This window comes from Variovorax sp. R-27, from assembly GCF_049913215.1.
Lineage (GTDB): Bacteria > Pseudomonadota > Gammaproteobacteria > Burkholderiales > Burkholderiaceae_C > Variovorax.
On record NZ_CP183984.1, the window covers coordinates 3,585,628 to 3,612,094 of the forward strand.

The window sequence follows — 26,467 nt, forward strand, 5'->3', positions numbered from 1 at the left end:
TGAACGTTGACGAGCGCTCCCGAGCTTTCCGCATCGCTGCCGATGAATCGCATTCTCCTGGTCGAGGACCATGAACGGCTGGCCCGGCTCACGTGCAGCGGGCTTGAAGCGGCAGGCATTGCGGTCGACGTCGTTCATCGCGGCGACGCCGCATGGGCGGCCCTCCAGCAAGTGCCCTACGGCGCGCTGGTGCTCGACCGGGGACTGCCCGATGGAGACGGGCTGGCCTTGCTGCAACGCCTGCGTGCGCGCGGATTCGGTGTGCCGTGCCTTGTCTTGACGGCGCGCGATGCCTTGCGCGATCGGGTGGAAGGGCTCGAGTCCGGCGCCGACGATTACCTTGCCAAGCCGTTCGCGATGGACGAGATGGTGGCCCGCGTGCGGGCACTGCTGCGCCGCCCAACGGCGTGCCGGCCGCTCGATCCCGCGCACGGCGATCTCCAGTTGAAGCCCGCCGATGGAAGCGTGTGTTGCGGCGATGAGCGCGCGGCATTGGCGCCTGCGGAGATGCAGATACTGCTCCTCCTGATGCACAACGGCGGCGAGACGGTGCGCCGAGCCGCGCTGGAGGCGGCAGCGTGGGGATTGGGGGAAGCCGTCACGCCGAACGCGTTGGATGTGGCGCTGCACCGGCTTCGCCGAAAACTGCTCGCCATCGGCTCGCGGCAGCGAGTCGTCAACGTGAGAGGGCTGGGCTATGCGCTTCGCGAAGCCGGCGTGGCTGCATAGCCTCAGCCTGAAAATCCTGCTGGCGTTCGTGGTCGGCGTAGTGCTGAGCATCGTGTTGATCGCGTCGATCGCCATCACCGTGCTGACGGTGCGCAGCGATCTCCTGTTCGTTGCCGATCTGGTGGGACGCGCCGAAGAACTCGCGGGCGCATTGCAGTTCGACGACTCGGGAACGCCCGTCGGGTTCGATGCGCGTGAACGCGGTGCGGACTGGATGTACGAGAGCCTCAGGCAAGAGGTGGCTTACCGCGTCCTCGATGCCTCCGGCAAGACCGTGATGTCGTCCGCGTCGGGCGAAGCGTTCTGGGCGGGGGCAGCCCCGCAGGGGGAACGCGGATATTTCAAGTTCGAACACAGCGGGATGCCGATACACGGCGCCACCGTGCCGGTGGAGCACGCCGGCCGGAAGTGGTTCCTGCAGTTCGCCGCGAGCACACGGTTTGGAGATCTCGTGCATCGGCATTTCGTGCTGCCGTTCGTGGCCGCCGGGATCGCCGTGTTCAGCCTCGTCCTGCTCATCGTGTTCGGTGCATGCGCGTACCTGGTCCTGGGCTACACGCTCAAGCCACTGCGAAATGTGGCGGCTTCCGCAGCGGCGATTGCCCCGAGGTCCATCCATGCCCGGCTGCAGGTCGATGGCGTTCCATCCGAGATCGTGCCGCTCGTGGAAAGCTTCAATCGCGTGCTCGAACGGCTGGAGCACGGGTTTCGCATCCAGCAGGAATTTCTTGCGACGGCAGCGCATGAGCTGAAGACGCCGCTCGCGTTGATCCGCGCACAAATCGAATTGAGCGAATCAGGTGTGGGCCGCGAGTCATTGCTCAAAGACGTTGAACACATGGCGCGCCAGGTGCAACAGCTGCTGCACTTGGCCGAGGCCAGCGAGGTTCAGAACTACAGCTTCAAGGAAGTTGATGTGCAGGAGGTCGTGAAAGAGGGCGTCACCTACCTGGAGCGCATGGCCAAGGCAGCAGGCGTACATCTTTTGGTGCAACTCCATGGCGAGGCGGTTCACTGGACCGCCGATCGGGGCGCACTTTTCACGGTGCTGAAGAACCTCATGGAGAACGCGATCCAGCACGCACCGCGAGGCACGAAGGTAGCCGTCGAGGTGGGCGCCGAGGCAATGGCGGTTCGGGATTGGGGACCGGGCGCAGATCCGGCGCAGCTTTCGATGATGTTCACGCGTTTCTGGCGTGGCCCACATCGGCGTGACCATGGCGCCGGCCTTGGCTTGGCCATTTGCCAGGAAATCGCGCAGGCGCATGGATGGAAGCTGTCCGCAGAAGACGCCGAACCGGGCATGAGATTTCTGCTGGCCCGTTCAGGTGCGCAAGGGCGGCCGTAGCTGCGCGAGGGGCGGGGCAGGGCCGGTAAGTCGCCGGAAAGTCTTCCAGGCAGAGGATGCGGAAATCCTGTTGTCCTGGTGCGATTTCAATGCTTCACTCTGTCGGCTCAAGTTCCCCTTATCGCGCGCGCTCCGATCGGTTCTATTCGCCTGGCCGCACTGTCAGTGGGCCGCCAACAAACGCCGTGTGGGGCCGGCCGGGGAGGGCGACTCCGCGTCCGGCTGCCGCCGTAACGCTCAGTGTTGTGGTTCCGGTTTTCAACGAAGAGGCGGTGCTGGTCAAATTCCAGCGTCGCCTGGCCGCTGTGCTGGCAGACCTTGGCGTGGCGTACGAAATCATCTACATCGACGACGGAAGTACCGACCAGACCATTCATCTGCTGAAGCGCCTGCAGCGCAGCCACCCCGGAACCTCCTATGCACGTCTGACCCGGAACTTCGGCAAGGAAGCGGCGATGAGCGCAGGGCTGAAACTCGCAACCGGTGAGGCGGTGGTGGTCATCGACGCCGACTTGCAGGATCCTCCCGAGCTCCTTCCCGCGATGGTCGCGGCCTGGCGCGGCGGTGCCGACGTGGTGAACATGAGGCGGCGAGTGCGCCTGGGCGAATCCTGGTGGAAGCGGACCACCGCCAGCGCGTTCTATCACCTCATCGAGCGCGTGAGCGATGTGCCGATCGCGCGAGACGTGGGTGACTTCCGCTTGTTCAGCCGCCGGGCGGTCGACGCCCTCAACCAGTTGCCCGAACGCGGGCGCTTCATGAAGGGGCTGTTCGCCTGGGTCGGCTTTCCGCAGGCAACCATCGACTACGAGCGTTCCGCTCGCGCGGCCGGCGAGACCAAATGGCCTTTCCTCAAGCTCATCGGTCTCGCCTTCGACGGCATCACCGCGTTCTCGGCCGCGCCGCTGAAGGTGGCCACGCTTCTCGGCCTCGCGAGCGCCGGCAGCGCCTTCGCATATGCAATCTTCTTTTTCCTCAAGGCGCTGATTCTTGGCGATGCGGTGCAGGGCTTCCCGACCTTGATTGTGAGCATGCTGTTCCTTGGCGGGCTGCAATTGCTGTGCATGGGAATGCTCGGCGAATACGTGGCGCGCATCTTCACCGAGACCAAAGGTCGCCCGATCTACCTGATCGACGTCTACGAGCCGGCGACGGTGCCGTCCAAGTCGAAATCGAACGCTGCTCGCTGATGTCGCGCCTTCTTACCGACACCCGGCAGGCGCTGGGCACGGCGACCACCTGCATCCTCGTTTTTCTCGTTGCACTGCGCCTGGTTTCTCTGGCGGGCTATCCGCTGATGGACACCACCGAGGGACGCTATGGCGAGATCGCGCGAAAAATGGCGGAGCGCGGGGACTGGATCACGCCTTGGTTCACCGATGGCACGCCGTTCTGGGGCAAGCCGCCGCTGGCCTTCTGGCTCTCCGCAGGGAGCATGCAGCTCTTCGGAGCCAACGAGTTCGCCGCGCGTTTGCCTCACTTTCTGATGGCCGTTGCGATTGCCGTGCTCACGTACGACTGGGCGCGGTGCGCCGGGATGCGGCGGCCCGCCTATGTGCTGCCCTTGCTCGCCACCACGGTCCTGTTCTGGACGGTCTCCGGCGCCGTGACGACCGACATGGCGCTGTGCCTGGGCACGGTGCTGTCGATGCGCAGCTTCTGGTTGGCGCTGCAAGGGCCGGCCGAGCACCGCGAGCGCGAGGCGTGGCTGTTCATCGCCGGGCTCTGGATCGCTCTCCTGGCGAAGGGCCCTGTGGGATTCGCGCTGATCCTGTTGCCTGCCGGAGCCTGGTCCTTGTGGACGCGTCAGGCGCGAAGGGTGTGGCAGGCCGCGCCGTGGATGCGAAACGGTGTACTGCTCCTGGCCCTTGCTGCACCCTGGTATGTGCTCGCCGAAACACGCACGCCCGGTTTCCTCGACTACTTTTTCATCGGGGAGCACTGGAACCGATTCGTCGTTTCGGGTTGGCAGGGTGACCGCTACGGTTCGGCGCATGCCTTTCCCCGCGGCACCATCTGGCTCTTCCTGGCAGGTGCATTTCTTCCGTGGAGCATCGTGGTGCCGCTTGCCGCCTGGCGCACGCGGCGCAGGAGCACAGGTTCGCCGGCAGATGGCGCGGACGCGCGGCGGTCGTTCGTTCTCTATCTGCTGGCCTGCGGTCTCGCGCCGTGCGTGATCTTCACGGCTGCCGGCAATATCCTCTGGACCTATGTGCTTCCAGGCCTGCCGCCGCTGGCGTTGTTGGCCGCGCTCTGGTTGAACGATCGCGACGACGGCGTTGCGCGCCGGCTGCTGCTTGCCGGAACGCTCGTCGCTACCGTCTTGTTTGCGGGATGGTTGCTCAATCTCACCGCAGGCGGCCGTGCTGAAGCCAAATCGGCCAAGGCAGTGGTGCAGTTGTACCGCGCCCAACTGCGACCGGAAACGCCACTGGCGTTCGTGCAGGAGCGCATGTTCTCCGCTGCGTTCTATTCAGGCGGGCGAGCACTGCACATTGCCGACCCGCTGCGGCTTGCGGATAAGCGACCACAGGAGTCCCTGTTCGTCGCAGTACCGCATTCGGTACTGGGGCAACTGCCCCAGGCCGTCTTGCCATGCCTGCAAGTCGCAGGCGACGCCGGGAGCTACCGCCTTTTTCTGCGCACGCCGTGCACCGAGCCGCGCCTTGCCATGAAGTCGAGCGGCGACGCCATTGAAGAGGGCGGGGACAGCGAATGGAGGAACTGAATCTTTTCCTGTTCCTGTGGATCGCCTCCACCAGCGCACGGACGGCTTGGGTTGAGCACGGCGGGTGGCGCTCGACTTTCTGGTGATGACGAGCAGGAGTAGGGCGCAGTCGCGCACGCTGCACAAAGCTCATGCCGGTGGCAAGGAACTTTGCCTTCGGGCACGATGACGCCATCTTCTGTGCCCACGGTTTGTTCCAACGCTGTAGCAACTTCCAGCCTGTCTGGCAACCGTCCGATCTTAGGACGCCCCAGCGTTTGCGCTCTTTAGATGATCTCCGGGGAAAGGATTTACCGGGCCGGTGGCTGGGTCACGTCGCCATTTCATTCCCTGGCCCTCAACCCAAAAACGCAGTTGGTCCGCAGAGAGGCCCTTGCTGCGTAAGCGTACGGTCGAGATCGCATTGCGGCGAGGGCGTGAGCGGGCGACCATGTGTCCGCAATGTTGAACAGCGGACACCCCCCAGAGTGGACTGGCCCGACGGTGGAACGGGCATGACCAATGGCAAACGCATCTCACCCTAGCCACGAAGGACTCGACGCGTGCGGCATTTAACATAATGCACATTGTGTTTGAAAACACTCAGCGCTTCGGCGCGGCCCCAGAACCTCTGCCTTCGTAATTCACACCCTTCGTCTGCTTGATTTCGATCTTCTTTGCATCCGGACAAGGCTCATTCGAGTAAACGACCTTGCCACCCTGAACGCACTTGTAGATCGCGTGCTGTGCCATCGCGCCGGATGCAAGGCCCATCATCGTCAAGCCGACCGCCAACTTGGCGCCTGCCTGTCTCACCATTTGCCGTCCTTGGGTATTGCCTTTGGCGCATTGGCCCGTGCCGCCGCAGCCGCGGTGATCATCGCCGCGGTGTCCGATCGGTTCACCTTGTTCGCGAAGTCGACGGCTGTCATGCCCAGCTGGTTCTTCATCGTCGTATCGGCGCCCTCGGCCAGCAGCAGCTTCACCGCTTCGCTCGAACCGTACATCGCCGCCATCATCAGCGGCGTGGTGCCATTGGGCGATTGCGCGTCTATGAACGCGTAGTTGTCGAGCAGCACCTTCATGATGGTCAACTGGCCGCTGGTGGCTGCGTAATGCAGCGGCGTCCAGCCCGTCTTGTTGACCGCGGCATCGCGCTTCAGCAGTTGCGTGACCAGGTCCTGCTGGCCCTTGATCGCGGCCAGCATCAACGGGGTTTCATCCTTGGCGTTGGCCAGGTCCACGTTGGTCTGCGGCGACTCGATCAGCACCTGGATGACTTTCGGCGACGGCTCGCGCAGTGCGATCAGCAAGCCGGTCTGGCCGTGTTCGTCACGCGTGTTCGGGTCGAACCCGCGCTGCAGCAGGCTGCGCACGCTGCTGGCGTTGTCGCCGCGCACGGCCCGGAAGAAATCCTCGAACGAGCCTGCCTGCGCTGCAAAAGATGTAGCAATGACAACGAGATAAATCGACTTCTTAATGTAGTTTTTCATGATTTGACGTCCCTGAACAATGTTTCGAAGTTGTCGCTCGTCGCCTTGGCGATGGCCTCTACGGGCATTTTTCGCAGCTCGGCGATCTGTTGCGCCACGAATGGCACATACGACGGATTGTTGGTCTTGCCGCGGTACGGCACGGGCGCGAGATAAGGGCTGTCCGTCTCGATCAGCATGCGATCCAGCGGTACGAAAGCGGCCACGTCGCGCAAGTCCTGGGCCTTCTTGAAGGTCAGGATGCCGGAGAACGAGATGTAGAAACCCAGGTCGAGCGCCGCGCGCGCCACCTCAGCGGTTTCGGTGAAGCAATGGAACACGCCGCCGGCCGCGTTGCCGCCGCCGTCCTCGCCCTCCTCCTTCAGGATCGCCACCGTGTCGGCCGAGGCCTCGCGGGTGTGGATCACCAAGGGCTTGCGGGTCTGCTGCGCGGCGCGGATGTGCACACGAAAACGGTCGCGCTGCCATTCCATGTCGGCAATGCTGCGGCCGCCCTTGCGTTCTTCCATCTGGTAGTAGTCGAGGCCGGTCTCGCCGATGGCAACCACGCGCGGCCGGGCTGAAAGCCGCACCAAGTCTTCGACGCTAGGTTCGGCGATGTCCTCGTTGTCGGGGTGCACGCCCACGCTGGCCCAGAAGTTGTCGTAGCTGGCAGCAAGGGCCTGCACTTCATCGAACTCTTCGAGCTTGGTGCAGATGCAAAGCGCCCGGTCGACCTGCGCAGCGGCCATGGCGGCGCGGATCTGCGGCATTTGACCCGCGAATTCGGGAAACGTGAGGTGGCAGTGAGAGTCTGTAAACATGGCGCTGATTGTCGGGCCCATGCCAGAAATACCGCGAACACCGGCTTTGCCGGGTCGCAATGGGGGAAGCCGATTAGATAGTTTGCGTGGGGCGGTCGGACGCCATCGAGCCACCCAATGCTGCCTCGATGCGCGCCTTCAGTTGGCGCGACTTTTCGTCGGACGGAAAACGAATGCCCACGCCAGGCGCCCGGTTGCCAGCCGCACGCGACGGCGTGATCCAGGCCACCTTGCCGGCCACCGGATAGCGCTGCGGGTCTTCCGGCAGTGTCAAAAGCACGTAGACGTCGTCGCCGAGCCGGTATTCGCGGGTGGTCGGAATGAAGATGCCGCCCTCCGCGAACAGCGGAATGTAGGCCGCGTACAGGGCACCCTTTTCCTTGATGGCGAGCTGGATGACGCTCGGCCGGGCGGGCGTGGCGTTGGCGGCGGGGGCTGTGGGTTGATTCATGGGCGACGAGCGGCAGAGTTTAGGGTGGTTCGCGCTTCGCTCACAAGCGATTCCAGCATGAGGCCCGCATTGAACGGGTGTTCCGCGGTTCTCGCGGCGCTTGCAAGCGACTTCGACCAGCGCGCCAGCGCCAGCCGGGACGGGGCCGCAGGCAAATCGGCAGCATCGAAAAACCGGGGTTCGGCACCGTTGCCGACAGCCATCAGGTCGTGGCAAAGCTTCTGCAGCGCACCGACGGCCTGCGCTGGCGCGTGATCGGCCAGAGCACCCACGTCGCCGCGCGTCATCGCCTTGGGAAGCAAGGCCCATGCCTTGGGTGACTGACCCGAGCGCGCAAGCCGCAAGGCGTCGCTTGGCCGGCCGCCGGCAGCGCGCAGCAGGGCGGCCGCATCGGCGGCGGGCACGTCTTGCGCGGCCAGCCAGGCTTCGGCCTCGGCAGTCTCGGGCCATGGCAGCGTGAAGCCCAGGCAGCGGCTGCGGATGGTCGGCAGCAGTTGCCACGCAGCCTCGCTGGCGAGCACGAAGCGCACGTCGCCGACCGGCTCCTCGAGCGTCTTCAGCAGCGCATTCGCGGTGATCGTGTTCATGCGCTCGGCCGGATACACCAGCACCACCTTGCCGCGGCCGCGCGCGCTGGTGCGCTGGGCGAAGCCGACCGCATCGCGCATCGCCTCGACGCGGATTTCGCGGCTGGCCTTGCGCTTCTTGTCGTCGATGTCGGCCTGCGCCTTCTCGTCGAGCGGCCAGTTCAGCTCCTGCATGGCGACTTCGGGCATCAGCACGCACAGGTCGGCGTGGGTGCGGACCTCGATGGCATGGCAGCTGGCACAGTGGCCGCAGGCGGTGCCCTCGTCCGTCGGCTGCTCGCACAGCCACGCGGACGCGAGCGCCAGCGCCAGTTCGTACTGGCCGATGCCGGAGGGGCCTTGCAGCAGCCAGGCATGGCCGCGCTGGCGCAGCAGTTCCGCGAGCGGCCGGCGCAGCCAGGGAGTCAGTGCCGGAGCGCTCATCGAGTGACACCACCGCTCAGCACACCACGCGCCACCAACGCCGTTTCAACCTGCTGCCAGACCTGGTCGCGGGACTGGCTGGCGTCGATGCGCACGAAGCGCTTCGCATCGGCAGCCGCACGGGCCGCGTAGCCCTGGGCGACGCGGCTGAAAAACTCGACAGGCTGAGCTTCGAACTTGTCGGGCACGCGGGCCCCGGCCAATCGTTGTGCAGCAATCTCGGGCGCAAGGTCGAACCACAGCGTGATGTGCGGCTGCAGCAGCGTCGCCCTGCCCGCCTCCGCCTGCACCCACCGCTCGAGCGTCGACAGCACGGCTTCATCGAAGCCGCGTCCTGCGCCCTGATAGGCAAAGGTCGCATCGGTGAACCGGTCGCACAGCACCACGTCGCCACGCACCAGTGCCGGCTCGATGACCTGCACGATGTGATCGCGCCGCGCCGCGAACACCAGCAGCGATTCGGTCAGCGGGTCCATCGGCTTTTCGAGGATCAGCCCACGCAGCGTCTCGGCCAGAGGCGTGCCGCCGGGCTCGCGCGTACGCACGACTTCACGGCCCTGCGCCCTGAACAGCGCTTCCAGCGCATCGAGATGGCTCGACTTGCCGGCGCCATCGATGCCTTCCAGCGTGAGAAACAGACCGTTGTCACTCATTGGGTCGCCTTCGGTTTGTTGGGACTGCCGCCGCCGCGCTGATATTGGTTGACCGCGCGGTTGTGGTCGTCGAGCGAACTGCTGAACTGGCTGGTGCCGTCGCCGCGCGACACGAAGTACAGCGACTTGCTCTGCGCCGGCTGCACCGCCGCCAGCAGCGCGGCCTTGCCAGGCATGGCAATCGGCGTGGGCGGCAGCCCGCCGCGGGTGTAGGTGTTCCAGGGCGTATCGGTCTGCAGGTCTTTCTTGCGCAGGTTGCCTTCAAAGGCCGTGCCCATGCCGTAGATCACCGTCGGGTCGGTCTGCAGCGGCATGCCGATGCGCAGGCGGTTGGTGAAGACGGCCGCGATTTCCGCGCGGTCATTGGCCTTGCCTGTCTCCTTTTCGACAATACTGGCCAGAATAAGCGCCTCATCGGCCGATTTCAACGGCAGATCGGAGGCGCGGGCGGCCCAGGCGGCTTCGAGCTTCTTGTCCATGGCCCGCATCGCGCGCTGCAGCAGGGCGATGTCGGTCGAGCCCTTCGAGTAGGTGTACGTGTCCGGGAAGAAGCGCCCTTCCGGGTGCATGCCCGGCTTGCCGAGCTTGGCCATCAGCGCCTCGTCGGTCAGGCCCACGCTGTCGGGCTTGAGCTGGTCGGCCTTGGCGAGCGCGGCGCGCACCTGGCGGATGTTCCAGCCCTCGACCAGCACCAAGCTGCGAGTGGCCTCCTCGCCGCGCACCAGGATATTGAGCAGCAGCTTGGGCGTAATGCCGCGCTCCAGCTCGTAGCTGCCGGCGCGCATCTGGCGGTCTTGCCCCGAAACACGGAACCACAGGTAGAGCAGCTGCGGCTGCACGTCAACGCCCGTGTCGGCCACGGCCTGCGCAATGCCGCGCGGCGTGGTGCCGGGCTCGACCGACAGATCGACGGTGGGCGCGGGCAGCTTGAGCGGCTGGTGCACCCACCAGAGGCCAGCGCCGCCGAGCGCAAGCGCAATCAGGGCGGCGAGCAGGAAAAGCGTGAGGAAGAAGCTGCGCACGGATCCGATGTGGGGATGACGGGGAAAAGCCGGAGGAGGAGGTGAAAAAACCGGTGGCCTTGCAGGTTGCAGGGCGGGAGCCCCTGCCGACCCGAAGGAACAGGCACGGCCATGATAATTCAGCGATGACCACTGTCGTTCTCAATGGCGTGACCGCCCTCTCCCACCTTGGTGTGATCCGTGCAGAGGGCCCCGATGCCGCCAGCTTCCTGCACGGCCAGCTGACACAAGACTTCTCGCTGCAAGGCGCCTCCGACGCCCGCCTGGCCGCGCTGTGCACTGCCAAGGGCCGTGTGATCGCAAGTTTCATCGGCATCAAGCCGCAACCCGAACTGATCTTGCTGGTGTGCAGCCGCGACATCCTGGCCGCCACGCTCAAGCGCCTGTCGATGTTCGTACTGCGCGCCAAGGTCAAGCTGACCGACGCCACCGAACAATTTGCGCTGTACGGCCTGGCCGGCACGGCATTGACTGGCAACGGCCTTGACGCCACCGCGCTGCCCGGCAAGCGCACGGCAGTCGGCGACGAGGTCAGCGCCGTGTCGCTGTACCCCGCCGACGGCGTTCCGCGCGCGCTCTGGATCGCGCCGGCCGGCCATGCCGCCCCCGTGGGCCCGGCAGTCGACGCCAGCCTGTGGCAATGGAGCGAAGTCCGCAGCGGCATCGTGACGCTGACCACGCCGGTCATCGAGGCCTTCGTGCCGCAGATGATCAACTACGAATCGGTCGGCGGCGTGAACTTCAAGAAGGGCTGCTACCCCGGCCAGGAAGTGGTCGCGCGCAGCCAGTTCCGCGGCACGCTCAAGCGCCGCACCTACCTCGTGCAGGCCGATGCCCCCGTGTCCGCCGGGCAGGAAGTGTTCGCCGCCGGCGACGCCGAGCAGCCCGTGGGTACCGTGGCGCAAGCTGCGCCGGCTCCCGATGGCGGCTGGTCCGCGCTGATCTCCATGCAGATCGCCGCGCTCGAAGCCGGTGGCTTGCGCGTCGGATCGGCCGATGGCGCAGCCCTCACCGTCGAGCCGCTGCCCTACCCCTTGCTCGAAGACATCTGAGCCCCTTACCCCCAACGCCCTTGAAGAAAAGGGGCGCTCGGCGCTATCGAACAGATAGCGCCATTTTTTTGCGCGTCGTTTAACCCTGCCGCCGATGCTGCGCCGTAGAAGCCTGCACCGATCAACTCCTGGCAAGGAAGACACACCATGAAGCGCAGATTCTTCTCCACCGCCCTGGCCCTGAGCGCCGTGGCCTCGTTCTCGGCCTGCGCGCAGAGCCCCGAGCGGTCTTACGCTCCGCCAACGCCATCCAGCCGCATCGGCTCACTGATGCAGATCAGCGTGGTCGACCGCGGTACCGGCGCGGAACTGCCGATCTACCGCCACCGCGGCGAATACTGGGTGGCCGGCCGTCCCGGCGCGCGCTATGCCATCCGGGCGCGCAACGCGATGGGCGAACGCATCATGGCCGTGATGTCGGTGGACGGCGTCAACGTCGTCACCGGCGAAACCGCGGGCGTCGGGCAGAACGGCTATGTGTTCAGCGCAAGCGAGCGCAGCGACATCACAGGCTGGCGCAAGAGCGACTCGCAGATCGCGGCTTTCGAATTCGCCGCGGCCGGCAACTCCTACGCAAGCCGCACCGGCCGGCCCGACGACGTGGGCGTGATCGGCGTCGCAATGTTCCGCGAGCGCATGCCCGAGCCGCTTCCGCCTCCCATCACGCCATACCCGCGCCGCGACGAATACGGCGAACGCGAGCGCCGCAGCGAGTCATCGTCGTCGTACCAAGGCGATGCGCGTGCGAAGGCCGGCTCGGCAGACAGCGCACCCGCTGCGGAGGCGTCCGCCTCGGGCAGCATGGCTCGCCAGGCAGCCCCAAGCCCGAGCCTGGGCACCGCCCACGGCCGCCGCGAGACCTCGTACGTTGGCAAGACCACCTTCGAGCGCGCGCAGTCCTCGCCCGACGAGGTGGTGCGCATCCGCTACGACAGCCGCGAGAACCTCGTCGCCGCGGGCGTGATTCCGGTGCCGCCTCCGCTGCGCTGGCCGCGTCCGGCTGGCCCGTCGCCGTTCCCGGGTTCGGACCCGGGCTACGTGCCGGACCCACCCAGCCGCTATTGAAGCTATTGAGAAGAAGAAAGAAGAGACCGACGCATCTCGATATGCGGGATGCCGGCCTCTTCGAAGCCATCGCCATGCGGCACATAGCCCAGCCGCGTATAGAAGCGCTCGGCGCTGCGCTGCGCGTTCAGCGCCACCACGCTGTCGCCGCGGGCCCTGGCGGCCTCTTCGAGCACCTGCATCACGGCAGCGCCGTGCCCGCCGCTGCGCAGGTTGCGATGCACCGCCATGCGTCCGATGTGCGAGACGCCGTTCTCGGCCGGCAGCAACCGGCCCGTGGCAATGACCTGCCCGATGCGGTTGCGCGCCACCGCGTGCAGCACCACGGCATCGTGCTCGTCCCACTCCATCGCTTCGGGAATGTTCTGCTCCTCGATGAACACCGCGCGCCGCAAAGCGCCCGCGCCTTCGCCCAGCGTGGCCCAGTCGCCCGTCTCGACGGTGCTCATGCGCTCGCCGGCCTCATAACCGGTCAGCACCTCGCGCAGCAGCGCCGGCACCGGCTTCGAGGTCTGCGTGGCCGGGTCGGCGAACACATAGACCAGCTCGCAGCCCACCAGGAACTGGTCCTGCCGGAACAGCCCACCCTCGAACACCATCGACGAATTGCCGATGCGCGTGCAGCGCATGCCCACGTCGAGCACGTCGTCCATGCGGGCCGAGGCCCGAAAGTCGATCGTGGCCTTGCGCACGTAGAGGTCCCCTCCCAGCGCGTGCATCGCCTCTTCGTACGGCAGCGCCAGCGCGCGCCAGTAGTCCGCGATGGCGGTGTCGAAGTACATCAGGTAGTGCGCGTTGAAGACGATCTTCTGCATGTCGACTTCGGCCCAGCGCACGCGCAGGCGGTGGAAGAAACGGAAATCCTTGCGTTGGGTAGCTGTTGTGTCGCTCATGGTGTCAGTGCTTCTTTGAGTGCCCGGGCCGCATCCTCCTGCGCCTGCAGCGCCTCGGGAATAGCGCGCCCCATCTTGATGAATTCGTGGATCACGCCCCGGTAGATTTCCAGGTCGACCGCCACGCCGGCAGCGCGCAGCTTGTCGGCATAGGCAATGCCGTCATCAACCACCGGGTCGCATTCGGCCAGACCGATCCAGGCCGGCGCCACGCCGTCGACGTCGTCGGCCAGCAGCGGTGCAAAGCGCCAGTCGTCGCGGTCGGCCGGCGTGCGCACGTATTGCGCAAAGAAGAAATCGATCATCGCCTTGGTCAGCAGCGGGCCGTTGACGTGGCGCTGGTGCGAGGCCGTGTCCTGATGGGCTGTCATGCCGGGGTAGATCAGCATCTGCAGCGCGAGCGGCAGGCCGGCATCTCGCGAAAGGATCGCGCAGACGGCCGCGAGCGTGCCGCCGGCGCTGTCGCCGCCTACCGCCAGGCGCCGCGTGTCGACACCGACGCGTCTACCCTCGTGGGCCAGGAAGGCGAAGGCGTCCCATGCATCGTTCGACGCCGTCGGAAACTTGTGCACGGGCGCGAGGCGGTAGTCCACCGACACCACCGCGCATCCGCTCTTGGCGCTCAGCACGCGGCACAGCGTGTCATGCGTGCGGATATTGCCGACGGTGAAGCCGCCGCCATGAAAGTACATCAGCGCGGGAAGCACATCGGTGGACGGCGCATACAACCGTGCCGGGATCGCGAAGTCGTCGCGCGCGGGAATGGTGAAGTCTTCCACCCGCGCCAGTTCGGGCTTGGGCACTTCGAGCACGCCCGCGCCCTTTTCGTAGGAGGCCTTGGCCTCCTCGGGCGTGAGCTGGTCGAGCGTGGGGTGGCCGGCGCGCGCCATGCGCTCGACAACGCTGGCCATCTTCGGGGTAAGTCGTATGGCGGGAGGTGTTCCCGGCGCGACAGCGGCAAGGGTTTCTTTCGTGTGCAAGACTGATCGCTCTTGTTAGATTTGGCTGGTCGGCAATCGTACTGCCCCGGACTCCCGGAGGCCTTCATCCCCATGGCACTCATCCAATACCTCACCCAGATCCAGTTCGAGTTCGGCGCGATCAAGCTGTTGTCCAGCGAATGCGCGCGCATCGGCATCAACCGCCCGCTGATCGTGACCGATGCAGGCGTACGTGCAGCCGGCGTGCTGCAGAAGGCGCTCGACGCCATCGCCGACCTGGAAGTCTCGGTGTTCGACCAGACGCCTTCCAACCCCACCGAAGGCGCAGTGCGTGCGGCCGTCGAGCTCTACCGCAGCGGCCGTTGCGACGGCCTGATCGCCGTGGGCGGCGGCTCCGCCATCGACTGTGCCAAGGGCGTCGCCATCGCGGCCACGCATGAGGGCCCGCTCAAGACCTACGCGACCATCGAAGGCGGCTCGCCAAAGATCACCGATCGCGCGGTGCCGCTGATTGCGGTGCCCACCACCAGCGGCACCGGCAGCGAGGTGGCTCGCGGTGCCATCGTCATCGTCGACGACCATCGCAAGCTCGGCTTTCACAGCTGGTTCCTGATGCCCAAGGCCGCGATCTGCGACCCCGAGCTCACGCTGGGCCTGCCGCCCAGGCTCACGGCCGCCACCGGCATGGATGCCATTGCGCACTGCATGGAGACCTTCATGTCGGCCGCGTTCAATCCGCCGGCCGACGGCATCGGCCTCGACGGGCTCGAGCGCGCCTGGGGCCACATCGAGCGCGCAACAAAAGACGGCAGCGACCGCGAGGCGCGCCTGAATCTCATGAGCGCCTCGATGCAGGGCGCCATGGCCTTCCAGAAGGGCCTGGGCTGCGTGCATTCGCTGAGCCACAGCCTGGGCGGCGTCGATCCACGCCTGCACCATGGCACGCTCAACGCCCTCTTCCTGCCTGCCGTGATCCACTTCAATTCTGGCGCGGAATCGGTGCAGAAGGAACAGCGCCTGCAGCGCATGGCGCAGGCCATGCACCTCGATTCGGCCGGTGATCTCGGCGACGCGATCCGCGACATGAACGCACGCCTCGGCCTGCCCAAGGGCCTGGCTGAGGTGGGCGTAACGCCCGCGCTGTTCGAGAAGATCATCGACGGCGCAATGGCCGACCACTGCCACAAGACCAACCCGCGCCTGGCCACGCGCGACGACTACAAGGCCATGCTCGAAGCCTCGATGTAAGGGCTTCTTCTACGCGTTGTTTCAGAGGAGAAAGGCGCCCTTCTGCGCCCCTCGCGTCATTTATGTGACATAAGGAATTTCTAGACTGTCACCGAAGGTTTCTCAGCCGCAGAAGCCCAAGGGTCAGGGAAGTTCCGAATGCCGCGTACCGTCCAAGTCCACACCGTCCTGAGCGCCGAGCAGCTCAAGTTCCGCTCCATGCGGGGACAGGAAGGCCTCTCGCAACTCTTCGAGTTCGAAGTGGACATGGTCAGCACCAGCTTCAGCCTCGACCTGAAGCAACTGCTCGGCACTTCGCTCACGCTGGAACTCGCCGACGAAGGCGCGCCGCGTTTTCTCAACGGCACCGTGGTGCGCTTCGAGCTGGTGGGCCGCGCCAACGAAACCGGCCGCCACTACATCTACCGCGCGCTCGTGCAGCCCTGGCTGTGGTACCTCACGCGCACCACCGACTGCCGCATCTTCCAGAACAAGAGCGTGCCCGAGGTGCTCGACGACGTGCTGGGCAAGTACGGCTTCCAGTTCGAGAAGCGCCTCACAGGCAGTTACTCCGCCCAGGAGTACTGCGTGCAGTATCAGGAAAGCGACTTCGCCTTCGTGAGCCGCCTCATGGAGCACGAAGGCATCGCCTACCACTTCGAGCACAGCAACGGATCGCACCTGCTGGTGCTGGCTGACGATGCAGGCAGCTACAAGCCGCTGCCCGGCCACGCCAGCATTACCTACCGCCCGCGCGACCGCGTGCTCAATGCGATGGAGCCCTGCATCGACCAGTGGCGCGTGTCCGAGCAGATCACCTCGGGCCGCGTGATGCTCGACGACTTCGACTTCAAGAAGTCGCGCGCCTCGCTGCAAAGCGTGCAACAAGACCCGAAGGCCCACGAGCATTCGACCTACGAGGTCTATGAATGGCTCGGCGGCTACAGCGAGCACCAGCAGGGCGACGCCTACGCAAAGATCCGCCTGCAGGAGCTGCAGTGCGCGCACGAGCTGGCATCGGGTCACACCAACGTGGTCGGCATGGCGCCGGGCTACCTGTTCGAGATGACGCACTGCCCGCGCGAATCGGACAACCGCGAATACCTCGTCACCGAAACCCGCTACGACCTGCAGGAGCCCGAATACTCCACGGGCGGCACCACCGAATCGGTGTGCGAATTCGACTTCACCGTGCTGCCCTCGACCGTGGCCTATCGCCCCGCGCGCAACACGCCGCGCCCGCGCACCAACGGCCCGCAGACCGCCACCGTGGTCGGCCCCGAAGAAATCTGGACCGACCGCTTCGGCCGCGTGAAGCTGCAGTTCCGATGGGACCGCTATGGCCAGTCCGACGAAAACAGCTCCTGCTGGGTGCGGGTGTCGAGCAACTGGGCCGGCGCCAACTACGGCACCATGCACATGCCGCGCGTGGGCCAGGAAGTGATCGTCGATTTCATCGGTGGCGAGCCCGACCGCCCCATCATCACCGGCCGCGTCTACAACAGCGACCAGATGCCGCCATGGGAGTTGCCCGCCAACGCCACCGCCAGCGGCATCCTCACGCGCTCCAGCACCGGCGGCGCGGCCAACCAGGCCAACATGCTGCGCTTCGAAGACCGCACGGGCGCCGAGCAGATCCTGCTGCATGCCGAGCGCAATCTCGATGTGGAAGTGGAAGCCGACGAAACGCGCGACGTGGGCGGCAACCGCACCTCCGTCATTCACGTCAACGAAAAGCTCGACGTCATCGGCACACGCACCACCACCATCACCGACAAGGAAACCGCCACCTACAACGGCGGCGAAGAACGGCTCGTGAACCGTGGCGGCGTCGAGACCATCAACGGCGGGCAGACCCGCACGGTCAACGGCGGCGAAACCGAGACCATTCACAGCGGCGAAACGCGCACTGTGACGGGTGGCCGCACCGAGACGATCTCCGGCGGAGAAACCCGCAGCATCACCGGCGGCCAGAGCGAAACCATTGCGGGCGGCGAAACCCGCACCACCACCGGCGGCGCAACATGGACCATCACCGGCGGCCTCACGGCCACGGTGGACGGCGCGGAGATGCTCACCACCAAGGGGCCACGCACGGAGAACATCACAGCAGGCGAGACCCGCAACATCACCGGCACGGTGACCGAGAACGTCAGCGTCGAGATCATCGTGAACGCGCCGAAGGTCACCTTCAACGTGCCCCAACACACCATCAGCTCCTCCCAGGAGAACAACTGGCGGATCGCGCGCGCAAGCGGCTGCGTCTTCCGCTTCGGCGCGGTGGCAACCTCCTTCGACGTCTGGGGCGCAAGAGCGCAGATCTACGCCGCCCTCAACCTGCAGCTGGCAACCGTGAAGATCGACATCTCGGCCTTCAAGAACAAGGACAACGGGCTCAGCCTCGAAGCCTCGGGCGCCAACGTGAAGGCCGCAGGCGCCAAGATCCGCAGCGGCGGGCTGGCGATCCAGGCCAAGGTCATGAGCATCTTCAGCTAGCGCACATGCAATTCTGGTTGCCCGTAATCTCTGGTGTTCTGATCGTTGTCTTCCTGGTGTTCGTGGTCGTGCACACCGTGCGCAACAACAGGCCGTACCGCGAGGAAGCGCAGCGCTATGAGCGCCTGGTGAAGCAAGGCCAGCCCGCCAGCGCCCAGGTGCTTGCACTGCGGGAGCTAGCACAGGGCACCTACGACAACGACGTCGAACTGCGCGTGCGCACCGCCGAGCTGGCTGGCCGTCCACCGCTCGAGCAGATGTTCAAGACCCGCATCGCGCGCGAGCTGGTGGTCAATTTCATGCCCGGCCAGACGATTCATGTGCTGATCGACCCGGCCGATTCGACGGCCGTGGCCATCGACCGCCGCCAGTCGACCACGACCATTCCCCGCTGATCCCGAGCGCATTCCCTGTTTCATGAAAGTCATCAAGCCTCTCCGGCTCAGCGTATTGAGCCGCCCGTTTCCATGGCAGCGACGCCAGCGCCTGGGGCTGACAGTGGTCGCCATGACAGGTATGGATGGCGTGCCCATGCTCTACCCGGACGCCGAGCTCTGGCCCCTGGTGGCCGAGGAAATCGGCGAGCAGGGTGTGCTCGATCTCGGCATGCCCAAGCGCAGCGCAGAGTTTTTGGCCACCGGCCACGCCTACACCGCGCACCAGCAGATCCGCAACCAGTGCCTGGTAAAGATGCGCGTCGGCACGCTCGAAAAAACCCTGCGCGTCTCGGGCGACCGCTACTGGCTCGACAAGCGCGCCACGCCGCCGCAAGACTTCGAGCGCATGCCGCTCGACTGGCAGCACGCCTACGGCGGCGCCTCGTTTGCGGACAACCCACTCGGCATCGGCGCCGCGGAAGAGATGATCAACGGCGTGCGCACGCGCCGGCTGCCGAACGTCGAGTCTGCAGATGCACCTATCCAGCGCGCCGATCAGCAGCCCTCCCCCGCTGGCTTCGGCGCCATCGACGTGATGTGGCCCCGGCGCTTTGCCCGCATCGGCAAGGAATACGACGCCCAATGGGCCAAGGAAGACTTTCCGGCCTTCTCCGGCGACATGGACTGGCACCTCTTCAACGCGGCGCCCGAAGACCAGTGGTGGCGCGATGCCGATCGCATTCCCGATGCCGCGCCCTACGAAATCTGGAACATGCACCCGCACAAGCCCTATCAGGCAGGCCGCCTGCCGGACTGGCGCGCACGCTGCTTCCTGACGCTGGCTTCCGAGGCCGGTGAAACCACCTTCACCGACGTGCCGATGCGGATGACGACCGCCTGGTTCTTCCCGCACCGCGAGCGCATCGTGCTGATCTACCACGGTGTGGCGGACATCCGCGAAGACGACGCAGCCGACGTCATTCACCTGATGCCAGCGCTTGAAGAGGCCGGCGCCGAAGCCCTTCCGGCCAGCTATTACCAAGGCATCCTGCATCGGCGACTGGATCCGGAAAGCGGCGCGCTCTACAGCTTTCGCGATCGGGAACTGGTTCCCGCCGCGGCCATTGCCCCCTGGCTCGACACCGTATCGCTGAAAGACCGGCCACTCGGCCCATTGGCCCGCAATGCGCACAAGCACGGCGAGTGGATGCGCGAGCAGATGCGCCAGCAGATGATCGGCGACGGCCAGGACCCCGCGCGCTACTTTCCGCCCCAGGACCCGGCCGACGACCTGCCCACGCTGGACGCCCTGCCCGAGTTCGTCGCGCGCACCAAGCGCATGCAGGAAGAAGCCAAGCAGAAGCTGCATACGCAGCAGCAGGAGCTGAGCGAGACACTTCGCACGCGCGCCGCCGAAGCCGGCCCGACGGAGCCGGACCTGAGTCCATTGCTGGCGCTGACCGAAGGCCGCGAGCGCTCCGGGCTCAAGGGGCCTCCCGCCGCGGCGATGGCGCCGCATCTCCAGAGCATGGCCGCGGCCATGTCGGAAATGCCGGGCTCGCGTGCAGCGGACATGGCCCCCGTCGCCGAGCTCCTGGGCCGCGGCGAATTGATTGCCGCGGCGCAACGCAAGATGTACCTGAGCAGCGCCCACCACCAGGACGCCGCCGACCCGATGACACCGGCACGCGCCGCCGAGGTGCGCGAGCAGGTAACGGCGCTGCTCGCCGGCAGCCGCGATTTTTCGGACATGGACCTGACCGGCGCCGACCTCTCGGGCATGGACCTGCGTGGCGCCCGCTTCTGCGGGGCACAGCTGGAAAGCGCCAACCTGCGCGGCGCGCAACTCGACAACGCCGACTTCTCCCGCGCCGTGCTCGCCCGTGCCTGCCTCGACGGTGCTTCGCTGCGCGGCACGCGGCTGGAGAACGCCAACCTGGGTTTCGCTCAATGCAGGCAGACCTTGTTCGCAGGCGCCCATCTGCGCAACACGGTGCTGGAAAACATCCTCTGCGAAGACTGCGACTTCAGCGCTTCGCAATGGGAAGACAACACGGTCATCGAGGCCGCATTCGTGCGCTGCCGCTTTCACGGTGCCAGCCTCAAGGTGATCATGTTTCTCGAGAAGGTACGGCTGGAGCAGCTCGACTTCGAAGAGGCCGTGTTGTTCAAGCTGCATCTCGTGAGCTGCAAGCCCGGCGCAATCGGCTTCGTGGCCGCCCGGCTCGAGAGCAGCGTGTTCGTCGACGTGCAGGCCGATGGGCAGATGGATTTCACGCGTGCGAGCCTGCGCACCACCTGCGTCGTCGGCACCAGCAGTTTTCGCGAGGCAAAGTTCCAGGGCGCGCACCTGCGCGAATGCAGCCTGCGCGAGGTCGCCCTGTCGCAAGCCGATTTCAGCGACGCGCGGCTCGAGAACAGCGACTTCTCCGCATGCGACTTGTCCCGAGCCGATCTCTCTCGCGCCAATGCACGCGACTCACGCTTCGTGCGCACCGACCTGCGGCATGCCAGCCTGCTGAACGCCGACCTGATCGACGCGAGCTTCCAGAAGGCCGACCTGCGCGGCAGCGACCTGCGCGGCGCCAACCTCTTTCGCGCCGACGTGTCCCAGAGCCTCATGGACGACACCACGCTGCTCGACGGCGCCTACACGCACCTGGCCAAGGTCTACCCTGCGCGCCAGGAAGCCGCGGCCGCATGACGCCGCACCGAATGCAATCCATGGTGCAGCGCGGCGAACCGATCAGGGAGCGAAGCTGCAGAGGCTGGCGCCTCGATGGAATGGACCTCTCCGGCGGCGTGTTCCTGGAAGTCGACTTCGACGGCGTGAGCTGCATCGGCACGCACTTCGAAGAAGCCCAGTTCGACCGCTGCACGCTCAACGGCGTGCAGCTGACCGACGCACAGCTCAAGAAAGCCGCCTTCTCGCAATGCACGCTTCCGTCGGCGAACCTGACGGGCGCCGTGCTGGACGATGCGGTGTTCCATCGTTGCCAGTTGCCGGGCTGCGACTTTTCGCAGGCCAGCGTGGCAGACACCAAGTTCATGGAAAGCGCCCTTTCACGCAGCCGCTTTGCGGCGGGCCTGCTGGACAGGACCTTGTTCTTCAAGTCGCCGCTGGATGGTGCCGACCTGTCGCAGGCACAGCTCGACCGGGCCGTGTTCTATCAGGTCGACCTGCGCGAGACCGCGCTGGCGGGGGCACGCTTCGAGCGCGTCGTCTTCGTCGGGTCGCGCCTTGCCGGGCACGACTTTTCGAACCACCACTTCCAGCTGTGCCAGTTCACCGACGCTGATCTCGAAGGCTGCAACTTCGAGGGCGCCCACATGGCGCAGTGCAACTTCAAGGGTGCCGTGCTGCGCGATGCGGTGCTGCGCAACGTTCATGCACCGCAGGCACTGTTTCCCGAAGCCGACCTGAGCCGGGTCGATGCACGCGGCGCGCATTTCGACCAGAGCCTGTGGATCGACGCGAAGCTCGCGGCCGCCGATTTCGGAGAGGCCAGCATGCAGCAGTGCATCTTCCATCGTGCCGATTGCACCGCCACCAGCTTTGCCGGCGCGGACCTCACCTACGCGGATTTTTCCGGAGCTGCACTGGAAGGCGCGAACTTCGATGCCCGGCTCTTCCGCACCCAGTTGCATGGCGCACGCGACGTTCCCTCTGCCCTGCGCGGCCATGCCGGCGTGCTGCCCAACGACCCCGACCTGTTCGAGGCGGAACGCTGGTCCGCGCAGCGGAATGCATCTTCCATCCCATTCACGAAAGGCGAAACCCCATGAACATCGCAGCATTGCGCAGTCCCCAGGCCGGCACGGACGACGCGCCCGTGCAGCGCCTGGGCAAGGTGGTCGAGCACCTGCCTGAAGGATCGCTGTACCGCGTGGAATGCGACGACGGTGCCTGGCAATGCCGCCGCGCCGCCAGCTGCCTCCTGCGCCCCGAACTCGGCGACACGGTGCTGATTGCCGGGCCCGACCGCTACCACGTGTACCTGATCGCCGTGATCGACCAGGCCGACGACACCACCGCGCACATCGAGACGAAGGGCCGCCTCACGCTGGCCACGCCCACGGGCGGCGTGCACATCGAGAGCAGCGAAGCCATCCGGCTGCAATCCGCCAAGGCGGTGGAAGTCAGCAGCGAGCGTTTCGCCCTGACCGCGACCGAAGCCGACTGCAAGGTAGACCGGCTGAACTACGTCGGCAACGCCGTCAAGGCCATGGCCGCAAGTATTCATGTCGTCGGCCGGCTGTGCGAGACCGTGATGGACCGCCTGGTGCACATCAGCCGCACGGCCTTCCGCATGACCGAGCAGACGGAGCAGGTGCGTTGCGGCCAGCTCGACTACGAAGCCACCGACCTCGCCCGCATTCACGCAACGCAGACGGTGGTCACGGCGCAGGCGGTCGTGAAGGTCGACGCCAAGCAGATCCACATGGGCTGAGCCCGGAAACACAAGGAGCCGACAGCATGTTTGCCAACTGCCAGATGATGGGCATGGACCTGGCCTTTCCCGACGTGTGCAAGACGCCGCCGGCCATTCCCATCCCCTACCCCAACTTCGCGCTCGGCCCGACCGCGATTCCCAATGCGTGGAACATCCTCTTCATGTTCGCGCCGGCGCACAACCTGGCGACCGTCACGCCGCTCACCAACGGCGACAACCCCGGCGTGACACTGGGTGTGATCTCGCCTTCGGTGATGGGGCCTTCGCGCCACATCACCGGCTCGTTCACCGTGCTGCTGAAGGGCAGTCCGGCCACGCGCATGACGAGCCTCTCGGTACAGAACCGCAGCAACGCGCTGGGCATGCGCATCGTGCCGAGCCAGTGCAAGGTGCTGATGCTCGCGGCCTGAGGCCGTTCGTTACTCCGCCTTCACCCCCGCAGTACGGATGACCTTGCCCCACTTGGCGGTTTCCGCGGTGATGAAGGCGTCGAATTCCTCGGGCGTGCTGCCCGCCGGAATGGTGCCCATCGCGTCGAGCTTCGCGCGCGTCTCGTCGCTCCTGATGATGCGCGCCACCTCCTCCGACATACGCTTGACTACATCGCGCGGCGTAGCGGCCGGTGCAAGCATGCCGGCCCAGGTGCTGCCGGTGAAGCCCGCGAAGCCCTGCTCGATGAAGGTCGGCACCTCGGGCGCCGCCGCCAGTCGCTTGTCGCCCGCCACACCAATCAGACGCACCTTGCCTGCCTTGGCCTGGTTGATGAGCCCCGTGGGCGCGTCGAAGAAAAGCTGGATCTGCCCGCCCATCAGGTCGGTCAGCGCCGGCACCGCGCCTCGGTACGGGATGTGGATCATGAAAGTCTGCGTCAGCGACTTCCACAGCTCGGTGGTGAGGTGCGCGGCCGAGCCGTTGCCCGATGAGCCGAAGCTCACCCTGCCCGGGTTGGCGCGCGCATAGTCGATGAGCTCGCGCGCGGTCTTGAAAGGCGCATCGACATTCACCGCGGCCAGCAGCGGCGACACACCCATCAGCGACACGCCCGCCAAATCCTTTCGCGGGTCGTAGGGCAGCTTGGGGTACAGCGTGGTGTTGGCCGCGTAGGCGGCGATGACGACGCCGAAGGTGGTGCCGTCGGGCGCCGCCTTGGCGATGGCATCGACGCCTATCAGGCTGTTGGCGCCGGGCTTGTTGTCGATCAGCACCGGCTGACCGAGCTTCGTCTGCAGCCCGATCTGCACCAGCCGCGCCATCTGGTCGGTGAACCCACCGGGCGTGTAGGGCACGACGATGCGGATCGGCTTGGTCGGCCATGCGCTCTGTGCGAACGATGGCAAGGCTAGGCTTGCGGCGGCGGTAGCGAGCGTGAACTGGCGGCGAGACAGCGTGGCGTGGGGCATGGTGGCGGCGTTGCTTTGGAATGAATGGACCGGGCCATTCTCGAAGCGCCGCACGCCGGCACGGTCAGGGTTTGCCCGGCGGGTCAGCCTCACCGCGCCAACGGCAACCGCATATCGAAGCGCGCCCCGCCGCCCGCTTCGTTCGCCGCCTCGATCCGCCCGCCATGCGCATGCACCACGGCCTGCGACAGCGCCAGCCCCAATCCAAGCCCAGGCGTCTTCTCGTCCGACCGCGCCGTGGCACCGCGATAGAAGCGCTCGAACAGATGCGGCAGTTCGTCCCCGCGAATGCCGGGCCCGCTGTCCGCCACGCTGATGACCGCTTCATTCGCCTCCACGTCCGCACGCAGGCTCACGCGCACCGTGGTGCCCGCCGGCGAAAACTTGAGCGCGTTGTCGAGCAGATTGGCCAGCGCGAGGCTCGCCGCGCCGCGCGCCACCCGCGCAGCCACGGGCGGCGCAGGCTCCAATGAAATCTCCAGCCGTCGCTCGCGCGCCATCGGCTCCAGCCGGCGCACGGCCTCTTCCGCCAGCACGTTCAGCGACACCGTCTCGGCCGCGTCGCGTTCCTGCCCTGCGTCGAGCCGGGCCAGCACCAGCAGTTCTTCGACCAGCAGCGTGAGCGATTCGACTTCTTCGAGCGAGGAATGCAGCGTCTCCACATAGGCCACCGGTTCGCGCGGCCTGCGCAAAGCGAGTTCAAGCTCGGTGCGCAACCGCGACAGCGGCGAGCGCAGCTCGTGCGACGCATCCGCCGTGAATCGCCGCTGCGCCTCCATGCCTTGCTCGATGCGCGCCAGCATGGCGTTGAGCGTGTCGACCAGCCGGCCGATCTCGTCGTTCGTTCCGGGGTGCGGCAGGCGCTCGCCCAGGTTCGCGTCACCGATGCGATGCGCCTGCTGCACCACGTCGTCGATGGCACCGAAGGCGCGCCGGGTGATCAGCGCGCCCGCCGCCCCCAGCGCCAGCAGCAGCGCGCCGCCGAGGACCAGGAACAGCACGCTGGCCATCGCCACCGTGCGGTTCACGTCGTCCAGCGAGCCGGCCACCTGCACTGCCAACAAGGAAGAGCCGCGCCCCGGCACGGGCACCGAGACCATGCGCGTCGGTTCCTCGCCGAATCCGTCGAGTGTTTCGAACACGGTCTCGCCCGCCGCGAGCCGCTCGCGCAGTGCGGGCGGAATGGGCAGTTGCGCCTCGCCGAGGTTGCTGCTGCGCGCCAGCACGCGGCCCTCGGCGTCGACGATCTGCACCAGCCGGTCGAGCCGCACGAACGAAGGCGCGCCGGGGCCGGGCGGGGCCTCGTGCACGATCACGGTGTCGCCCTCGCCGGCGGACAGCAGCATGCCCATTTCGGTCTCGGCCAGCGCGAGCAGCGCGGCATCGAGCTCGCGGCGCACGTTGCGCGCGAACACGAGATACGAGCCGAAGGCGGCGATCGCCATCACCACCACGATCACGCTGACGTGTGCCAGCGCCAGCCGCTTGCGGAAACTAAGCATGTCCAACCACACCATCGTCGGCCAGTGCCAGCCTGAAGCCGCGCCCGCGCACGGTCTGTATCAACGGCGCGGCCGGCGGCGCGTCGACCTTGCGGCGCAGGTTGCTGATGTGCACGTCGATGAGGTTGTCGATGGCGATCAGGTCGTCCTTCCACACCTGCTCGGCCAGGCGCGACCGGCTCACCACCTCGCCGGCATGGCGCAGCAGTATCTGCAGGATCGCGAATTCCTTGTGCGTCAGGTCCAGCACCATGCCGCCGCGCAACACGCGCTGGCTCTGCGGGTCGAGGCTCAGGTCGGCCACCGCGAGCACCACGGGCCGCATGATCTCGGAGCGGCGCAGGAGCGCGCGCACGCGGGCCAGCAGTTCGTCGAAGGCAAAGGGCTTGGTCAGGTAGTCGTCGGCGCCGGTGTTGAGGCCGGCCACGCGGTCGCTCAGCGCATCGCGGGCGGTGAGCATGAGCACGGGCGTCTTGCAGCCGCGCTGGCGCAGATCGCGGCACAGCGTGAGGCCGTCCTTTCCGGGCAGCATCCAGTCGAGCACGATCAGGTCGTAGGCGACGACGAAGGCTTCTTCATCGCCCTCCTCCGCCGTGTGCACGACGTCGACGACAAAGCCCTCTTCCTGCAGGCCGCGGGCCAACAGCCGGGCGGCCTTGCGGTCGTCTTCGATCAACAGAATTCTCATGGCGCGAATCATGCCCGGGCTTCCTGACTGCAGGCCGCAGGGGTGCGCAAGGGCCAATCCTTAAGACATCTTCAGGATTTCTTGAGAACTTCTTAAGTCGCCCTTTCGTACCCTCGCCGAGAGGAGACGGGAGCGGATCGAGGGCATGGGGAAGGC

General features: G+C 66.2%; 25 protein-coding genes. 13 read left to right on the forward strand and 12 right to left on the reverse strand.

The window, feature by feature from the left end:
• Positions 1-42 precede the first annotated feature (42 nt).
• The 4 genes from ACN9MV_RS16750 to ACN9MV_RS16765 all read left to right on the forward strand — a co-directional run bounded on the left by ACN9MV_RS16750 (position 43) and on the right by ACN9MV_RS16765 (position 4,805).
• Complete coding sequence (locus ACN9MV_RS16750; protein WP_426388673.1) at positions 43-729, forward strand: response regulator transcription factor; 687 nt, start codon at positions 43-45, stop codon at positions 727-729.
• Entirely contained in the window at positions 698-2,077 is a 1,380-nt protein-coding gene (locus ACN9MV_RS16755) for a sensor histidine kinase (RefSeq protein ID WP_426388674.1), read from the forward strand. Before ACN9MV_RS16750 ends, ACN9MV_RS16755 begins: the two co-directional genes overlap by 32 nt.
• Before the next feature lie 89 nt (positions 2,078-2,166).
• Positions 2,167-3,267, forward strand: a complete 1,101-nt coding sequence (locus ACN9MV_RS16760; RefSeq protein ID WP_426388676.1) for a glycosyltransferase family 2 protein — start codon at positions 2,167-2,169, stop codon at positions 3,265-3,267.
• Complete coding sequence (locus ACN9MV_RS16765) at positions 3,267-4,805, forward strand: ArnT family glycosyltransferase (RefSeq protein ID WP_426388677.1); 1,539 nt, start codon at positions 3,267-3,269, stop codon at positions 4,803-4,805. Before ACN9MV_RS16760 ends, ACN9MV_RS16765 begins: the two co-directional genes overlap by 1 nt.
• A gap of 582 nt (positions 4,806-5,387) precedes the next feature.
• Here ACN9MV_RS16765 and ACN9MV_RS16770 read toward each other — a convergent pair.
• The 7 genes from ACN9MV_RS16770 to mltG all read right to left on the reverse strand — a co-directional run bounded on the left by ACN9MV_RS16770 (position 5,388) and on the right by mltG (position 10,216).
• Positions 5,388-5,603 (reverse strand): DUF4124 domain-containing protein, encoded by a 216-nt coding sequence (locus tag ACN9MV_RS16770; protein WP_426388678.1) that lies wholly within the window; start codon positions 5,601-5,603, stop codon positions 5,388-5,390.
• Positions 5,597-6,277: an ankyrin repeat domain-containing protein gene (locus ACN9MV_RS16775; RefSeq protein WP_426388679.1), complete on the reverse strand. Its 681-nt coding sequence runs from the start codon at positions 6,275-6,277 to the stop codon at positions 5,597-5,599. The genes ACN9MV_RS16770 and ACN9MV_RS16775 overlap by 7 nt, the downstream gene beginning before the upstream one ends.
• Positions 6,274-7,080 (reverse strand): TatD family hydrolase, encoded by an 807-nt coding sequence (locus ACN9MV_RS16780; protein WP_093075199.1) that lies wholly within the window; start codon positions 7,078-7,080, stop codon positions 6,274-6,276. The genes ACN9MV_RS16775 and ACN9MV_RS16780 overlap by 4 nt, the downstream gene beginning before the upstream one ends.
• Positions 7,081-7,153: 73 nt before the next feature.
• Complete coding sequence (locus tag ACN9MV_RS16785; protein WP_093056792.1) at positions 7,154-7,531, reverse strand: PilZ domain-containing protein; 378 nt, start codon at positions 7,529-7,531, stop codon at positions 7,154-7,156.
• Positions 7,528-8,541 carry a DNA polymerase III subunit delta' gene (locus ACN9MV_RS16790; protein ID WP_426388682.1) on the reverse strand — a complete coding sequence of 338 codons (1,014 nt, stop codon included), beginning with the start codon at positions 8,539-8,541 and terminating at the stop codon, positions 7,528-7,530. The genes ACN9MV_RS16785 and ACN9MV_RS16790 overlap by 4 nt, the downstream gene beginning before the upstream one ends.
• Positions 8,538-9,194, reverse strand: coding sequence for a dTMP kinase (gene tmk, locus ACN9MV_RS16795; protein ID WP_426388684.1), 657 nt, complete (start codon positions 9,192-9,194; stop codon positions 8,538-8,540). The genes ACN9MV_RS16790 and tmk overlap by 4 nt, the downstream gene beginning before the upstream one ends.
• Positions 9,191-10,216 carry an endolytic transglycosylase MltG gene (gene mltG / locus ACN9MV_RS16800; protein WP_093173509.1) on the reverse strand — a complete coding sequence of 342 codons (1,026 nt, stop codon included), beginning with the start codon at positions 10,214-10,216 and terminating at the stop codon, positions 9,191-9,193. Before mltG ends, tmk begins: the two co-directional genes overlap by 4 nt.
• A gap of 125 nt (positions 10,217-10,341) precedes the next feature.
• On the opposite strand from mltG, the gene ACN9MV_RS16805 reads away from it, so the two are divergent.
• Positions 10,342-11,268, forward strand: coding sequence for a YgfZ/GcvT domain-containing protein (locus ACN9MV_RS16805; RefSeq protein WP_426388686.1), 927 nt, complete (start codon positions 10,342-10,344; stop codon positions 11,266-11,268).
• Between the two features lie 147 nt (positions 11,269-11,415).
• Complete coding sequence (locus tag ACN9MV_RS16810) at positions 11,416-12,333, forward strand: hypothetical protein (protein WP_426388687.1); 918 nt, start codon at positions 11,416-11,418, stop codon at positions 12,331-12,333.
• A gap of 2 nt (positions 12,334-12,335) precedes the next feature.
• Here ACN9MV_RS16810 and ACN9MV_RS16815 read toward each other — a convergent pair whose 3' ends face one another.
• Together ACN9MV_RS16815 and ACN9MV_RS16820 are read right to left on the reverse strand one after the other, a co-directional pair.
• Positions 12,336-13,226 (reverse strand): YbgC/FadM family acyl-CoA thioesterase, encoded by an 891-nt coding sequence (locus ACN9MV_RS16815; RefSeq protein ID WP_426388689.1) that lies wholly within the window; start codon positions 13,224-13,226, stop codon positions 12,336-12,338.
• The gene (locus ACN9MV_RS16820; RefSeq protein WP_426388691.1) at positions 13,223-14,137 is read right to left on the reverse strand and encodes an alpha/beta hydrolase; all 915 of its coding nucleotides are present in this window, start codon (positions 14,135-14,137) and stop codon (positions 13,223-13,225) included. Before ACN9MV_RS16820 ends, ACN9MV_RS16815 begins: the two co-directional genes overlap by 4 nt.
• Positions 14,138-14,278: 141 nt before the next feature.
• Here ACN9MV_RS16820 and ACN9MV_RS16825 point away from each other — a divergent pair, with 141 nt between their 5' ends.
• From ACN9MV_RS16825 to ACN9MV_RS16855, 7 genes are all read left to right on the forward strand, one after another.
• On the forward strand, positions 14,279-15,415 hold the full coding sequence (locus tag ACN9MV_RS16825; RefSeq protein WP_426388692.1) for an iron-containing alcohol dehydrogenase: 1,137 nt from the start codon (positions 14,279-14,281) through the stop codon (positions 15,413-15,415).
• Positions 15,416-15,553: 138 nt separating this feature from the next.
• Positions 15,554-17,890, forward strand: a complete 2,337-nt coding sequence (locus ACN9MV_RS16830; RefSeq protein WP_426388696.1) for a type VI secretion system Vgr family protein — start codon at positions 15,554-15,556, stop codon at positions 17,888-17,890.
• Between the two features lie 5 nt (positions 17,891-17,895).
• On the forward strand, positions 17,896-18,285 hold the full coding sequence (locus ACN9MV_RS16835) for a DUF3592 domain-containing protein (protein ID WP_307614261.1): 390 nt from the start codon (positions 17,896-17,898) through the stop codon (positions 18,283-18,285).
• Positions 18,286-18,307: 22 nt separating this feature from the next.
• Positions 18,308-20,971 (forward strand): DUF2169 family type VI secretion system accessory protein, encoded by a 2,664-nt coding sequence (locus ACN9MV_RS16840; RefSeq protein WP_426388698.1) that lies wholly within the window; start codon positions 18,308-18,310, stop codon positions 20,969-20,971.
• A gap of 80 nt (positions 20,972-21,051) precedes the next feature.
• Positions 21,052-22,053 (forward strand): pentapeptide repeat-containing protein, encoded by a 1,002-nt coding sequence (locus tag ACN9MV_RS16845; RefSeq protein WP_426388699.1) that lies wholly within the window; start codon positions 21,052-21,054, stop codon positions 22,051-22,053.
• Positions 22,050-22,718: a DUF3540 domain-containing protein gene (locus ACN9MV_RS16850; RefSeq protein ID WP_426388701.1), complete on the forward strand. Its 669-nt coding sequence runs from the start codon at positions 22,050-22,052 to the stop codon at positions 22,716-22,718. The genes ACN9MV_RS16845 and ACN9MV_RS16850 overlap by 4 nt, the downstream gene beginning before the upstream one ends.
• A 26-nt stretch (positions 22,719-22,744) precedes the next feature.
• Entirely contained in the window at positions 22,745-23,131 is a 387-nt protein-coding gene (locus ACN9MV_RS16855; RefSeq protein ID WP_093056806.1) for a DUF4150 domain-containing protein, read from the forward strand.
• Positions 23,132-23,140: 9 nt separating this feature from the next.
• On the opposite strand, the gene ACN9MV_RS16860 is transcribed toward ACN9MV_RS16855, so the two are convergent.
• The 3 genes from ACN9MV_RS16860 to ACN9MV_RS16870 all read right to left on the reverse strand — a co-directional run bounded on the left by ACN9MV_RS16860 (position 23,141) and on the right by ACN9MV_RS16870 (position 26,311).
• Complete coding sequence (locus tag ACN9MV_RS16860) at positions 23,141-24,121, reverse strand: tripartite tricarboxylate transporter substrate binding protein (RefSeq protein WP_426388702.1); 981 nt, start codon at positions 24,119-24,121, stop codon at positions 23,141-23,143.
• Positions 24,122-24,210: 89 nt separating this feature from the next.
• Positions 24,211-25,623, reverse strand: a complete 1,413-nt coding sequence (locus ACN9MV_RS16865; RefSeq protein ID WP_426388703.1) for a sensor histidine kinase — start codon at positions 25,621-25,623, stop codon at positions 24,211-24,213.
• On the reverse strand, positions 25,616-26,311 hold the full coding sequence (locus ACN9MV_RS16870; protein ID WP_307614270.1) for a response regulator transcription factor: 696 nt from the start codon (positions 26,309-26,311) through the stop codon (positions 25,616-25,618). The genes ACN9MV_RS16865 and ACN9MV_RS16870 overlap by 8 nt, the downstream gene beginning before the upstream one ends.
• Between the last annotated feature and the right edge of the window lie 156 nt (positions 26,312-26,467).

What these genes read in the sequence shown, in the direction of transcription:
- ACN9MV_RS16785 (WP_093056792.1), bottom strand. Translation starts at nt 7,531, where the DNA reads ATGAATCAACCCACAGCCCCCGCCGCCAACGCCACGCCCGCCCGGCCG.
- ACN9MV_RS16840 (WP_426388698.1), top strand. Translation starts at nt 18,308, where the DNA reads ATGAAAGTCATCAAGCCTCTCCGGCTCAGCGTATTGAGCCGCCCGTTT.
- ACN9MV_RS16775 (WP_426388679.1), bottom strand. Translation starts at nt 6,277, where the DNA reads ATGAAAAACTACATTAAGAAGTCGATTTATCTCGTTGTCATTGCTACA.
- ACN9MV_RS16815 (WP_426388689.1), bottom strand. Translation starts at nt 13,226, where the DNA reads ATGAGCGACACAACAGCTACCCAACGCAAGGATTTCCGTTTCTTCCAC.
- ACN9MV_RS16835 (WP_307614261.1), top strand. Translation starts at nt 17,896, where the DNA reads ATGCAATTCTGGTTGCCCGTAATCTCTGGTGTTCTGATCGTTGTCTTC.
- ACN9MV_RS16765 (WP_426388677.1), top strand. Translation starts at nt 3,267, where the DNA reads ATGTCGCGCCTTCTTACCGACACCCGGCAGGCGCTGGGCACGGCGACC.
- ACN9MV_RS16830 (WP_426388696.1), top strand. Translation starts at nt 15,554, where the DNA reads ATGCCGCGTACCGTCCAAGTCCACACCGTCCTGAGCGCCGAGCAGCTC.
- ACN9MV_RS16865 (WP_426388703.1), bottom strand. Translation starts at nt 25,623, where the DNA reads ATGCTTAGTTTCCGCAAGCGGCTGGCGCTGGCACACGTCAGCGTGATC.
- ACN9MV_RS16820 (WP_426388691.1), bottom strand. Translation starts at nt 14,137, where the DNA reads ATGGCCAGCGTTGTCGAGCGCATGGCGCGCGCCGGCCACCCCACGCTC.
- ACN9MV_RS16780 (WP_093075199.1), bottom strand. Translation starts at nt 7,080, where the DNA reads ATGTTTACAGACTCTCACTGCCACCTCACGTTTCCCGAATTCGCGGGT.
- ACN9MV_RS16790 (WP_426388682.1), bottom strand. Translation starts at nt 8,541, where the DNA reads ATGAGCGCTCCGGCACTGACTCCCTGGCTGCGCCGGCCGCTCGCGGAA.
- ACN9MV_RS16755 (WP_426388674.1), top strand. Translation starts at nt 698, where the DNA reads ATGCGCTTCGCGAAGCCGGCGTGGCTGCATAGCCTCAGCCTGAAAATC.
- ACN9MV_RS16845 (WP_426388699.1), top strand. Translation starts at nt 21,052, where the DNA reads ATGGACCTCTCCGGCGGCGTGTTCCTGGAAGTCGACTTCGACGGCGTG.
- ACN9MV_RS16825 (WP_426388692.1), top strand. Translation starts at nt 14,279, where the DNA reads ATGGCACTCATCCAATACCTCACCCAGATCCAGTTCGAGTTCGGCGCG.
- ACN9MV_RS16805 (WP_426388686.1), top strand. Translation starts at nt 10,342, where the DNA reads ATGACCACTGTCGTTCTCAATGGCGTGACCGCCCTCTCCCACCTTGGT.
- ACN9MV_RS16810 (WP_426388687.1), top strand. Translation starts at nt 11,416, where the DNA reads ATGAAGCGCAGATTCTTCTCCACCGCCCTGGCCCTGAGCGCCGTGGCC.
- tmk (WP_426388684.1), bottom strand. Translation starts at nt 9,194, where the DNA reads ATGAGTGACAACGGTCTGTTTCTCACGCTGGAAGGCATCGATGGCGCC.
- ACN9MV_RS16770 (WP_426388678.1), bottom strand. Translation starts at nt 5,603, where the DNA reads ATGGTGAGACAGGCAGGCGCCAAGTTGGCGGTCGGCTTGACGATGATG.
- ACN9MV_RS16860 (WP_426388702.1), bottom strand. Translation starts at nt 24,121, where the DNA reads ATGCCCCACGCCACGCTGTCTCGCCGCCAGTTCACGCTCGCTACCGCC.
- ACN9MV_RS16750 (WP_426388673.1), top strand. Translation starts at nt 43, where the DNA reads ATGAATCGCATTCTCCTGGTCGAGGACCATGAACGGCTGGCCCGGCTC.
- ACN9MV_RS16855 (WP_093056806.1), top strand. Translation starts at nt 22,745, where the DNA reads ATGTTTGCCAACTGCCAGATGATGGGCATGGACCTGGCCTTTCCCGAC.
- ACN9MV_RS16870 (WP_307614270.1), bottom strand. Translation starts at nt 26,311, where the DNA reads ATGAGAATTCTGTTGATCGAAGACGACCGCAAGGCCGCCCGGCTGTTG.
- ACN9MV_RS16760 (WP_426388676.1), top strand. Translation starts at nt 2,167, where the DNA reads ATGCTTCACTCTGTCGGCTCAAGTTCCCCTTATCGCGCGCGCTCCGAT.
- ACN9MV_RS16850 (WP_426388701.1), top strand. Translation starts at nt 22,050, where the DNA reads ATGAACATCGCAGCATTGCGCAGTCCCCAGGCCGGCACGGACGACGCG.